This window comes from Pseudomonas sp. DCB_AW (assembly GCF_026240895.1).
Lineage (GTDB): Bacteria > Pseudomonadota > Gammaproteobacteria > Pseudomonadales > Pseudomonadaceae > Aquipseudomonas > Aquipseudomonas kermanshahensis.
The window spans coordinates 1-468 of sequence record NZ_JAPFCE010000174.1; the positions used below are offsets into that span (position 1 = coordinate 1).

At 56.6% G+C, this 468-nt stretch carries 1 protein-coding gene; it reads right to left on the reverse strand.

Translation table 11 applies throughout. The features are described 5' to 3' along the window. Positions 1–34: 34 nt before the first annotated feature. Positions 35–385 carry a hypothetical protein gene (locus OO306_RS28130; RefSeq protein ID WP_265970394.1) on the reverse strand — a complete coding sequence of 117 codons (351 nt, stop codon included), beginning with the start codon at positions 383–385 and terminating at the stop codon, positions 35–37. Between the last annotated feature and the right edge of the window lie 83 nt (positions 386–468).

Consider the following 468-nt stretch of genomic DNA (forward strand, 5'->3'; position numbering starts at 1 on the left):
GAGAGTTTGGTCTCATTGGCACAGAATTGTGAGGTTAGAGAGGCGTGCAGGGAGGTTTTTGTACACCCAGACAGTGGAGTACTACCACTGTGTCTCTCGCACAGTAATACACAGCGGTATCGACGGCGGTCACGCTGCTCAGCTTCAGGCTGAACTGGTTCTTGCTGGTGTCCACGCTGCAGGTCACTCTGGACTTCAGGCTGGGGTTGTAGTAGGTGCTGCCGCTGTAGTAGATGTAGCAGATCCATTCCAGGCCCTTGCCAGGGGGCTGTCTGATCCAGCCCCACCAATTGCTGCTGCTGATGCTGTAGCCGGACACGGCGCAGGTCAGGCTCAGGGTGTCGCTGGGTTTCACCAGGCCAGGGCCGCTTTCCTGCAGCTGCACCTGACACTGGACACCTTTTAAAATAGCCACAAGAAAAAGCCAGCTCAGCCCAAACTCCATGGTGGCGGCGGTACCAAACTCTC